Here is an 11,585-nt window from a genome sequence, read left to right as displayed (position 1 = left end):
GGTTTACAGGGCATAAGATAAGCAATATAACAAAATAAAAAAAGCCCCTTAGTAAACTAAACGGCTTCAATTATTTTAAGATTAACCTTACATATTCAAACTCAGGTACTGTTTAGGGTTTACCGGGTGGCCATTCTTACGGATCTCATAATGCAGGTGCGGGCCGGTAGACCTCCCTGTCGAACCAACTTTGCCAATCACATCGCCAACCGTTACACGCTGCCCTTCCTTTACGTTAATTTTTGATAAATGGCCGTACCAGGTTTCCAGTTCATTAGGGTGTTTAATGCGGATGCAGTTACCGTAGCCACCTGCGCGACCAGCAAATACCACACGGCCGCTGGCGGTACATTTTACCGGGTCGCCTTTGTGGCCTCTAAAATCTATCCCGGGATGAAATTCGCCGCCGCCAAAATCGAACGGGTTGCTGCGGTAGCCAAAAAACGATGTGAACGAACTTAAACGCGGATAGCCCATAGGCATGTAAGCGATATTGTTTACCAGTTTATCCAGATAGCTATTAAAATCCCCGTAAAGCTTAGTATCGCTTTTCGGTTTGGCCGATTCCATTTGCAGGTTTCTAAATGATAAGCCACGCAGGCCGCGTTTGCTCATATATTCATTGATCCGCCTAAGCTTGGTTTGAATATCGGTAATGTAACTAACCGCTTTGCTGCGGCTGCCCTCTTTCTCGGCATTGGCCAGCATGGCATCCTCATTTTCTTTATCCAGTTGCCCCTGCAGGGCTGCTATCTGCGAGTGCAGGCGGCTGTTTTCCTGGCTTTGCTGTATGGCGGTAGTATTAAGGCGGATGATGGCTGTCATGAGTACCATCACAATGATCAGCACTGCCGCCACTGCGTATTTAAGGTGGTTAACGTGCCTGGCCTTAACCTGTACAACACGTGATCTGGCCTCATTTTTTTGCGTAGATATGCCCATAAACCTAATCTTTCAATTTTGAGTTTAACCTAATAGTTTTTTAATCAAGGGGTGTTAGCAAGCTAACGGGTATGCAATATAATAAATAACACGCGTGCTACCAATCGCGATAATTATAACCGAAACGTCAATTATTACACATTATTCTGATTATGGTTATTTTTAATTGGCTAATTGGTATTTTTGTGTTCAATCAGTTTAAAAATTATGTACCCAGAATATTTAGTTGCCCCAATGCGGGAAGACCTTACCAAGGTTGGTTTTGAAGAATTAAAAGATGCGCAATCTGTTGAGCAGGCTATTAAAGGCGAAGGAACTGTATTTGTAATGGTTAATTCGGTTTGTGGTTGTGCTGCTGCCAATGCACGCCCTGCAGCTAAAATTGCTTCACAAAACGACAAACACCCTGATAAATTAGTTACCGTTTTTGCCGGTATGGAAAAAGATGCTGTTGATGCAGCACGTAACCTGATGCTGCCTTACCCGCCGTCATCACCATCAATGGCGTTGTTTAAAGACGGTAAATTAGTACACATTATTGAGCGCCATCAAATTGAAGGCCGTCCTGCCCAAATGATAGCCGATAACCTGATCAACGCGTTTGAACAGTATTGCTAAGGGTTAGAGAATAGAGATTGGTGATAGAGATTAATTGCCATTGAAAAGGCCGGTGCTGTAAAACACCGGCCTTTTCTTGTTTTAATTTCTGTCTTAAATCTTGACTCTAGTATCTCGACTTTCTATTAAAGCTCCTTAATTTTCACATTCCTATAATTTACATCAAAGCCATGGTCCTGTAACAGGATGTGGCCTTGTGGTGCTTCGCCAAAGTCCTTCCATACTTTATACTTGCTAATGGCTACCAGGTCGCGGTACGCTTTCGAACCGCGATCGTATTCCAGTACCTTGACGCCGTTTAAATAATGCTCTACATGATTATTCGGGTACACGATCACTCTGCCGGTGTTCCAGGCGCCTATTGGATGTACAAAACGGCTTTGCTTTTTAGCCGGGATCAAATCATACAACGATGCCAGGGTGCGATCACCATCGCGGCCTAATTTAGCATCGGGGTGTACAGCGTCATCCAGCACCTGGTATTCAAGGCCAATAGCCGAGCCTGTTGTTTTTTCGGAAAGGGTTACAAAATATTTCAACCCACTGTTCGCCCCTTTAGCCATCCGGAATTCAAAGGAAATATCGAACGCGTTAAATTGTTTATTAGTGATAATATCACCTCCGTTCGCTGCCTCTCCCCCTGCCGAGCCTAATACACTCAGCATCCCGTTTTTTACTTCCCAGCCTTTGGTTGGGAAAGCCATTGACGTTGCGCTGCGCCAGCCGGCACTACTTTTACCATCAAACAATAACTTCCAGCCGCCTTGCTTTTCGTATTTGGAAAGCATATTCTTTTCCAGATTCACTACATACACACCTTTAGCAAACGGTTGGGGTTTTAGATTGGCAGTTTTAATGCGGACGTTTTTAAAAAAGATCTTTTTGCCAGCCTGCCCAGCATCATTAATGGCATGCACCTGCAGGCCGATAAAGCCGGTTTTGTCAAGCGTATCTACCACATAAGCGGTGGCTACACCGTTTATCCAGGTTTTAGTGGTATAACCCATGCACTCTACCTTAATATGATTAAACCCGCCGTTTTTCCAGGCGGTTTTTGCCTTTGCATTCAGTTCCATTGGGTACAGCCAGTCGCGGCGTCCCTCGTCATAAACGCCGCCGCTCCAGGCACGGTCGCTCGGGTCAATTTCGCATTGCTTGCCGTATACCAACCCCTTACCCTCATGGCCCAACGGATTGTAATGGCTGCGCAATTGTATGCCTGAGTTGGTTTGATCGCTTTCGGTTTTTACATCCAGCTCTAATATAAAGTCGCCATATTCTCTCTCGGTCACTAAAAAAGTATTGCCGCTGTTAAGTACTGCAGTACCGGTAATACCGCCGTTCTCTACCCTGTACTCGGCCTTGCCTGCCAGTATCTTCCATCCTGTTAAGTCCTTCCCGTTAAATAAATTCGTGTATCCGTTTTGTGCCGATGCGCCGGTCGCGAGCGCCATCACCAGTATTAATAATCGTATGTTCTTCATATTATAATAGGCTGATATTATTTTCACTTTACTATTTCGAGTCGTGGTAAGCCCGTCGAACCACAACCGGAAAGGCATCCGGCACGCCCGTCGACAAGCGCGGGATGAACCTCTGTCAAATTCTTTAATTAGACTTTCAAATTCCAGCCGGGTGCATATTCCCTGCTCCACAGTTTAGTGGCCTGCGCATCGTTAAGTATATTCCCGTTAGTGCTATCTAAATTAAGTACACGGCCTACACGTTGCGCTATATTTCCTAATTGTGGTATCAGGGTTGATTTATGGCCTTCGGTTATCGGCTGGTTAATTTTTTCTGTACCCTGTACTGCCCTTATAAAATTTTGCAGGTGTGACAGGTCCAGCAATTCGGTCGGGCTCACTTTGTTAGTGGGATCAACCACCGTATCGTCCTTAACTTCTTTTATCAACTTGTTATCGCCATCGTAAACCTGATAACCGTTGCCGCCGCCATAGTTGATGGTACCTTTATCGCCGTAAAACACCACGCCGCGGCCAACACCCTCCGAGTTAAAACCATTGCAGCTGCGTCCCTCCCATGATATTGCTGTGTTGTTAGGGAAGTTTACCAGAATAGTTTGGGTGTCCGGCGTTTCCCAATCATCCTTGAAGGCAAAGCGCCCGCCGGATGATGTTACCCTTTCCGGGAAATCAACTCCCAGGCCCCAGCGCATTACATCTATCTCATGGGTGCCATTATTCAGGGCTTCGCCTGTGCCCCAGTTCCAGTGCCAATGCCAGTTGTAATGGATCAGGTTATCTTTATAAGGTCTTCGTGGAGCGTAGCCCTGCCATAGGTTATAATTTAAATTTGCCGGTACGGGTGCTAACTTACCCACTCCTATCGGTTTGCGGTTATTTGCGTACCACCCCCTTGCAAAGTAAGCCCTTCCAATAATGCCATCGTGCAATTCCTGCACCATTTTTTGAACGTTGCTGAATGAGCGGCGCTGGCTGCCCATTTGAACCAATTTGTTGTATTTAGCTGCCGCGGCTACGGCCATTTCGCCTTCGTGCGGATTATGGCTACAGGGCTTTTCTACATAAACATGTTTGCCTGCCTGGCAGGCCAGTATTGTTGCAGGTGCGTGCCAGTGATCGGGCGCGGCAATAACCAGCGCATCAAGATCTTTTTTCTCTAAAAGCTTGCGTATATCGCCGATAGCCTGTGGTTTTTTGCCGGTAAGTTTCTCAATCTCGGCAATACATTTATCCATGGCAATAGTATCTACATCGCAAATGTAGGCTATCTCTACATCGGGCAGCGACGCTAACTTTTTGGCCAGATAATCGCCCCGGCTGTTAACGCCCATTATACCTAATACAACTTTTTTATTTGGTGAGCCTTTATAAAAGGCAGATGCCGATAAAGCCGGGCCAAAGACGAAGCTGGTCCCTGCGATGGCAACGTTCTGTACGAATCGTCTCCTGTGCATAATAATAGGTATTTGTTGGTTGGTAAGGGTAAATATAGGATTAAAAGAAAAAACCCGACACTTGGCCGGGTTTTTTCTTTTGTTGAGGTTCGTAAGTGAAACCTATTCCATTCGTAAACTTTTAACCGGGTTGGCTACGGCCGCCTTAATGGCCTGGAAGCTGATGGTAAGTAAAGCAATTAAGCATACAGATAACATAGGCAGGATGAAGAACCAAATACTGAACCCGATGCGGAAGCTGTAGTTCTGCAACCACTGGTGGCTTCCCCACCAGGCTAACGGTAAGGCAACTACGTTAGCAATTAAAATCAGCCCGATAAAGTCCTTAGCAATAAGCATCAGGATATTTTGTACCGATGCGCCCAGTATCTTACGGATCCCTATCTCTTTTATTCGCTGGGTAATTGTGATCAATGTTAAACCAAATAAACCCAGACAGGCCACAAATACGGCAAAGCCAGAGAAAAGGCTAAACACTTTGCCAAAATGCTGCTCTGTTTTATACTGGTTGTCAAAAAAATCATCCAGAAAAAAATAATCAAACGCCGAGCCGGCAAATACACTTTTGTAAGTGTTGTTAATGTGAGCCAGCGTAGCGGGCATATTGGCCGAATTTACCCTGATCTCATAATGGGTCACGCTGGATGGGTCTATCAACCGGAAAACAGTTGGTGTAAAGGCATCCTTCAGCGATGTTTGATGAAAGTTTTTGATAACCCCCACAACTTCGTTTTCAAATATGCGCCCTCTTCCGTTTTTGGTTTGCACCACCTTGCCAATAGCCTCCTGCGCGTTTTTAAAACCTAAAGAAACCGCAGCCGCTTCGTTCAGCATCATTGGCGGTTTTACATAATTAAAGTTTGCAGCAATGCCTTCGCCGGCAACCAGTTTCACTTTAAACTGACCCAGGAAACCCGGCCCAACCTCCATTGTTGGCAGGCGTATGCCTTTATCTTGCATAGGCCGTGTGTACGACATAATGTAGTTGATGCTTTGGCCGGGGATGCCAGACGATGAAGTGACGCCCTGCACAGCCGGATAACGTAATAATTCCTTTTGAAAAACACTATCCTGATGCATAAAATTCAGGGCATCTGCATCGTTAGAGCGTACATTTTGCGGCGCAACCAAAACCAGTGTTTGCTTCATATCCATGCCCTTGTTGGCGTCCTTCATGAAATTTACCTGCCGGTACACTACCATGGTGCCTGTCATAAATGCTATGGTTGCAGCAAACTGGAACACAACTAATGATTTACGCAGCGATAAACTTTGCCCGCTTTGCTGATACTTCCCCTTGAGAATCTGCACCGGTTTATAGCTGGAAAGGATAAGTGCCGGGTAAAAAGCCGAAAGCAGGACACCCGCTGCCAGGCAGGCAACAAAGCCAAGTATGAAAGTATAATCGCGCCATAAAGTAAATTGCATTTGCACGCCGCACAAAGTGCTAAACCAAGGCATTGCCATGATTACTACGAAAACGGCAAAGGCCACGCTAATGATATTGAGCAATGCCGATTCGAACAAAAATTGAACAATAAGCTGCTTGCGCTGCGATCCCATTACCTTGCGCACACCAACCTCTTTTGCCCGGTCTATTACTTTGGCGGTTGAAAGGTTTACATAATTAATATAGGCGATGATCAGGATCAACGCTGCAATTAATCCCAGGTACCAAACCATGATGCCATTACCGGCGGTGCTGATCTCGTCTGTAAGGTTTGAGTAAAGATGGATACCGGTTAATGGCTGTAAGGAAAAGTTAAGGTTGGCTACATTGGTTGCCCCTTGTGTAAAGCTGACCTTTTGCGATTTATCGCGGTTATGCTTATTTACAAAGCCGGGCAATTTGGCTTCAAACTGTTTTGGATCTGTACCGGGTGATAGTTTAACATAGGTATACAGATCAGGATAAACCCAGTCACCGGCCTGCATATCCTGCGATACCAGGAAATCAAATTGCAGGTGCGAATTAGCAGGTACATCTTTACAGATGCCCGTTACCGTAGCGGTGATATCTGTACCCGATACCTGCTGCTGGATGCGGAGTGTTTTGCCTATCGCATTTAAACCATGAAAATATTTTTTTGCGGTAGATTGCGTTATAACAACCGAGTTAGGATTATCAAGCGCCGCGTTGCTACCATCCAGCATCGGGAAGGAGAATATTTTAAAAAACGACGGCTCTACGGCGTACAAGTGCTGCTCGTTAAACGCAACACTACTTCCGTCCGGCTGCTGCGCCGATACCTGCCCGGCAAGTTTTGATATGCGCGTTTGCTGTTGCACTTCGGCAAAATCTGCTTTAAGGGCCGGGCCAACTGCAGAGTAGGTTTTTGGAAGGTTCTCGGTCAGCTTGCCCTCGCTGTAACTTTGGTGTTTTATGCGGTAGATATTCCCTGCGTTTTGGTGGAAATTATCGTAGCTCAGCTCGAAACTAATATACTGTACGATTAGCAAACATGCCGCCATACCGGTAACCAGCCCAAAGATATTGATAAAGGAAAATAGTTTCTGCCGGATAAGCAGGCGCCAGGCAATCTTAATATAATTATTGATCATGCTTAAATTTGATTACGGCCTAAAGCCTGTTTAAATTATTTTACCGTAAACTTTGTTGATTTTGCTATTCAGTTTTTAAGCTTTTTACGGGGCTGGTTAAAGCCGCTTTGATGCTTTGGTAACTGACTGTTAAAATGGTGATAATAATAGCAGATAAAGCGGTGAGCCCGAAGATCCACCAGGATAGATCTGCACGGTATTTGTAATTTTGCAGCCATCCATGCATAAAGTAATACGCGGTTGGGATTGCCAGCAGTAACGAGATACTTACCAGTACAACAAAATCCGTAGACATTAACCGCCACAGGCTGAAGACCGATGCGCCTAAAACTTTACGCACGCCAATCTCTTTAGTACGCTGCTCGGCCATGAACGATGCCATTCCAAACAGCCCCATACAGCTGATGAAAATAGCCAGGATAGTAAAGAAACCCGCTAGTTTGCCTACACGCTCTTCGGTAGCAAATTTCTTATTGTACTCGTCGTCAGAGAATTTAAAATCGAACGGACTACCCGGGTCGTACTGTTTAAATACCGATTCGATCTTAGCCAGCGACTCGCGGGTACTTTTCCTAGGGTTCAGCCTTACGTCTACAATACCAGTTGACCCACTTTGTGCTACAAACAACGTAGTTTTCACAGGTTCATACGGCGATGACATTACCATATCTTCTACCACGCCAATCACATGCATTTTATCTTTATCATTCATGATGATCTCGCCAACAGGATTTTTAAATCCCATAAACTTAACGGAAGCCGCGTTCAGGATCACCGCGCTTGAATCGGCCTTATTGCCTTTCTCAAAATCGCGGCCTGCGATAATTTTCCATCCGGCGGTTTTACCAAATTCCGGCCCAACGGGTATGTAAGCAAAGTCATCTTGCAGGCCAGGTGTTTTACCTTTCCAATCATAACCACTGTTGTTAGAATATACGTTGGTTAACGGGCTGCCCGATTCGGCCATCTCGGCAATAGCGCCGCTTTGTAAAAGATCATTACGTACCGCACTAAAATTTTTATGGATGTCGTCTGTTTTTAAATGTACCTCCAGCAAGCCGGTACGCTCATAGCCAACTGCCCGGTTCTTAGTAAATTGCACCTGCCTAAATACAATAATGGTACCGATGATCAGTGTTACAGAAACGGTAAACTGCAACACCACCAAAATGCGGCGCGGCAAGGCGGCGTATTTACCTGCCTTAAATGTCCCTTTTAAAACTTTTACCGGTTGAAAAGAAGATAAATAGAACGCAGGATAACTCCCTGCGATAACGCCTGTTAAAATACTAAATGCAATCCCCAAAATCCAGAACATTGGGTTAGCCCAAAGTACAGACATTTCCTTACCGGCAACCTGGTTAAACCAGGGCAAGGTAAGTGCAACTAACACTATAGAAATAACAAACGCGAAAATGGTGATCATCAGCGACTCGCTAAAGAACTGGAAGATGATCTGGCTGCGCAGCGAGCCTACGGTTTTGCGTATGCCCACTTCCTTGGCACGCTTCTCTGACCGCGCGGTGCTTAAGTTCATAAAATTGATACAGGCAAGCAGTAATACGAACACGCCTATGATGCCAAACATCCACACAAACTGAATACCGCCGCCGGTGTTAACACCTTGCTTAAATTCTGAATATAAATGCCATTTAGCCATTGGGTGCAAGAACACCTGCGGGTGGAACGACTCGCCAACTTTATCGCCCTGTAAAGCTATGTTCTTTAATTTTAAATCGCGGATGCGCTGGTTCACCTTGTCGATATCAGCATTGTCTTTAAGCTGCGCAAAAATTTGGAACGAATTGTTCCCCCATGATACCGATGCCCTTTTTAACCATTCTTCATTAGCCAGGTAAAGCGCCCATGGTGCAATTAACGATACTTCATGAAAGGTAGTGTTGCGCGGCATATCTTCATATACCCCCGTAACCTTCACATCATTTTTGTTATTCAACTTAATCACTTTAAACAAAGGGTCGGCATCACCAAAAAGAGATTTAGCCAGCGTTGCAGAAAGCATAATAGATGACGGATCGTTCAAGCCCGAACGTGTCCCTCTTAACATTTTGAGTGACAGCATATCAGGCGCTTCGGGCTGCATGAAGTTGCCTTGTGTCAGCAGCTTTTTATCGCCAAATGTAACTATGTGCCCAAATGTCCAGCTGGATAGGGTCACGTATTTAAAGTCGTTTTTGTAATCGCTCCGCAGCATATTACCTAACGGGATAGGCATAGCAGTTTGCGTACTGGTTTCGCCGTTAATGGTTTGGTGCTGGCGTAGCTGTACTACACGGTCGTAGTTTTGATGATATTTATCATAAGATAGCTCGTCCCATATCCAAAGGCCAATCAATATAGCCACTGCCATCCCTACCGATAAACCGGTAACATTAATAAAGGTATGCGCTTTGTTTTTAAGCAGGTTGCGCCAGGCAACTTTAAGGTAGTTCTTTATCATCTTGACGGTTGTGTTATTGATTATCAGATATTTGGTTGCTACTGCTGACTGTTAACACGATTGACTAAAGGTATGCCATACTTACAACGAACTAATTATCAATAGATTACGGTAGATTTTATTATTCGAACCGTTCGTTTCCGTACAGTTGAGTGTCCGCTTTCAACCTGGCTCCCATAACCGCTTAAGTCAATTCAAAAAATTGGTAACAAAATTTTAAAGTATGCGTCTTAACTACCTAACCCGGGCATTTTGCTAGGGGAGCCGGATTGTTTTGTTATGAGTATAAAAACTATAATTTAGCAATTAATATGCATATCAACTAACTTAATAATATGAAAACTATTTACGCTGCGGTATTGGCCGGCAGCATCACCGCCTTTGCACTTGGCACTGCTAACGCACAAGCACCTAAACCGGAAAATCCGGCAATGAAGATCTACCGGGAAACTCCACAGAAAATCAACGACCTGGTGCATACCAAGCTTGATGTACGCTTCGATTACAAGAAACGCTATTTATACGGTAAAGAATGGATTACCTTAAAGCCGCACTTTTACCCTACCGATAGCTTGCGCCTTGACGCTAAAGGTATGGATCTTAAATCCATTGCAGTGGTTAAGAACGGCAAAAACGTGCCCCTTAAATTCGTATACCAGGATAGTTTAAGCATTGCTATTAAACTGGATAAAACCTACCAGGGCGGCGAAAGCTATACCGTTTACATTGATTACACATCCAAACCCGATCAATTAAAGGTTAAAGGCAGCGCCGCTATAAGCGATGCAAAAGGCCTTTACTTTATCAACCCGGATGGTACTGAAAAAGACAAGCCAACACAAATCTGGACTCAGGGCGAAACAGAGGGTTCATCGGCATGGTTCCCAACTATTGACAGACCTAATCAAAAAACTACCGACGAGATCAGCATGACGGTGCCGGCTAAGTATGTTACCCTGTCAAACGGTCGCCTGGCATCGCAAAAAGTTAACGGTGATGGTACCCGTACCGACGTTTGGAAACAGGAGCTGCCACACTCGCCGTATTTGTTTATGATGGCTGTGGGCGATTTTAAGATCTATAAAGATGCCTGGAGAGGCAAAGAAGTTAGCTATTACCTGGAGCCTAAATACGCGCCCTATGCTAAAGACATTTTTGGCTTTACACCAGAGGTGATGGAGTTTTACTCGAAAACATTAGGGGTTGATTACCCCTGGAACAAATACTCGCAGATTGTTGTACGCGATTATGTGAGCGGTGCTATGGAAAATACATCTGCCACCCTGCATGGCGAATATGTACAAGGAACCTCGAGAGAACTGGCTGACCGTTATTATGATGCGGGCCGCAGCACAATTGTGCATGAGCTGTTTCACCAATGGTTTGGCGATTATGTAACTGCCGAAAGCTGGAGCAACCTAACCGTAAATGAGTCTTTTGCAGATTTTAGCGAAACCCTTTGGATGGAGCATAAAAATGGCATTGATGCAGGTAACGAGTACAATTACAAAGCGATGGTGCAGTACCTCGGTGTACCGAGAAACGCCGCTAAGCCTTTGGTACGTTTCCATTATAATGATAAGGAAGAAGTTTTTGACCTGGTTACCTACCAAAAAGGTGGCCGCATTTTAAATATGCTGCGCCATTACCTGGGCGATGAGGCATTTTTTAAAGGCCTTAACATTTACCTTAAAACCAACGCCTTTAAAAACGGCGAAGCACAGCAGGTTCGCCTGGCATTGGAAGAAGCCAGCGGTAAAGACCTTAACTGGTTCTTTAACCAGTGGTACTACCGCGCCGGCCATCCTGTATTAAATATCAGCTACCAGTGGGACGAGGATACCAAAACTCAAAAGGTTATTCTGCAGCAAACACAGGATGGCGATGCTTTTATATTACCGCTAAAGGTTGATATTTACAACAACAGTAACAAAGAGCACAAAATGGTTTGGATGCGCAATAAGGTTGATACCATCAGCTTTAAACTGGGCGCTAAACCCAATTTGGTTAATGTTGATGCAGATAAGGTGCTGTTAGCTAAAAAAACGGATAACCACACCCCTG

At 44.9% G+C, this 11,585-nt stretch carries 7 protein-coding genes; 2 read left to right on the top strand and 5 right to left on the bottom strand.

Going from position 1 to position 11,585, the window contains the following annotated elements; translation table 11 throughout:
* Window positions 1-87: 87 nt before the first annotated feature.
* A complete protein-coding gene (locus ACE5CV_RS07335) occupies window positions 88-942 on the bottom strand; it encodes a M23 family metallopeptidase (protein ID WP_374949518.1) in 855 nt (284 codons plus the stop codon).
* 207 nt (window positions 943-1,149) lie between these two features.
* On the opposite strand from ACE5CV_RS07335, the gene ACE5CV_RS07330 reads away from it, so the two are divergent.
* Window positions 1,150-1,560: a BrxA/BrxB family bacilliredoxin gene (locus ACE5CV_RS07330; protein WP_374949517.1), complete on the top strand. Its 411-nt coding sequence runs from the start codon at window positions 1,150-1,152 to the stop codon at window positions 1,558-1,560.
* 125 nt (window positions 1,561-1,685) lie between these two features.
* Here ACE5CV_RS07330 and ACE5CV_RS07325 read toward each other — a convergent pair whose 3' ends face one another.
* From ACE5CV_RS07325 to ACE5CV_RS07310, 4 genes are all read right to left on the bottom strand, one after another.
* On the bottom strand, window positions 1,686-3,044 hold the full coding sequence (locus ACE5CV_RS07325; protein ID WP_374949516.1) for a DUF1080 domain-containing protein: 1,359 nt from the start codon (window positions 3,042-3,044) through the stop codon (window positions 1,686-1,688).
* A 128-nt stretch (window positions 3,045-3,172) separates the two neighbouring features.
* On the bottom strand, window positions 3,173-4,498 hold the full coding sequence (locus ACE5CV_RS07320; protein WP_374949515.1) for a Gfo/Idh/MocA family protein: 1,326 nt from the start codon (window positions 4,496-4,498) through the stop codon (window positions 3,173-3,175).
* Window positions 4,499-4,600: 102 nt separating this feature from the next.
* Window positions 4,601-7,060, bottom strand: a complete 2,460-nt coding sequence (locus ACE5CV_RS07315) for an ABC transporter permease (protein ID WP_374949514.1) — start codon at window positions 7,058-7,060, stop codon at window positions 4,601-4,603.
* 64 nt (window positions 7,061-7,124) lie between these two features.
* Window positions 7,125-9,521 (bottom strand): ABC transporter permease, encoded by a 2,397-nt coding sequence (locus ACE5CV_RS07310; protein WP_374949513.1) that lies wholly within the window; start codon window positions 9,519-9,521, stop codon window positions 7,125-7,127.
* A 335-nt stretch (window positions 9,522-9,856) separates the two neighbouring features.
* Here ACE5CV_RS07310 and ACE5CV_RS07305 point away from each other — a divergent pair.
* Window positions 9,857-11,585, top strand: a 1,729-nt coding sequence (locus ACE5CV_RS07305; protein WP_374949512.1) for a M1 family metallopeptidase, incomplete at its 3' end; no start/stop codon positions are given.

This window comes from Mucilaginibacter sp. (assembly GCF_964263795.1).
Taxonomy (GTDB): Bacteria; Bacteroidota; Bacteroidia; order Sphingobacteriales; family Sphingobacteriaceae; genus Mucilaginibacter.
This window is presented reverse-complemented; position numbering and strand designations above follow the sequence as displayed.

Coding starts and splice junctions, on each gene's coding strand:
- ACE5CV_RS07325 (WP_374949516.1), bottom strand. CDS start 3,044: ATGAAGAACATACGATTATTAATACTGGTGATGGCGCTCGCGACCGGC.
- ACE5CV_RS07320 (WP_374949515.1), bottom strand. CDS start 4,498: ATGCACAGGAGACGATTCGTACAGAACGTTGCCATCGCAGGGACCAGC.
- ACE5CV_RS07310 (WP_374949513.1), bottom strand. CDS start 9,521: ATGATAAAGAACTACCTTAAAGTTGCCTGGCGCAACCTGCTTAAAAAC.
- ACE5CV_RS07315 (WP_374949514.1), bottom strand. CDS start 7,060: ATGATCAATAATTATATTAAGATTGCCTGGCGCCTGCTTATCCGGCAG.
- ACE5CV_RS07330 (WP_374949517.1), top strand. CDS start 1,150: ATGTACCCAGAATATTTAGTTGCCCCAATGCGGGAAGACCTTACCAAG.
- ACE5CV_RS07335 (WP_374949518.1), bottom strand. CDS start 942: ATGGGCATATCTACGCAAAAAAATGAGGCCAGATCACGTGTTGTACAG.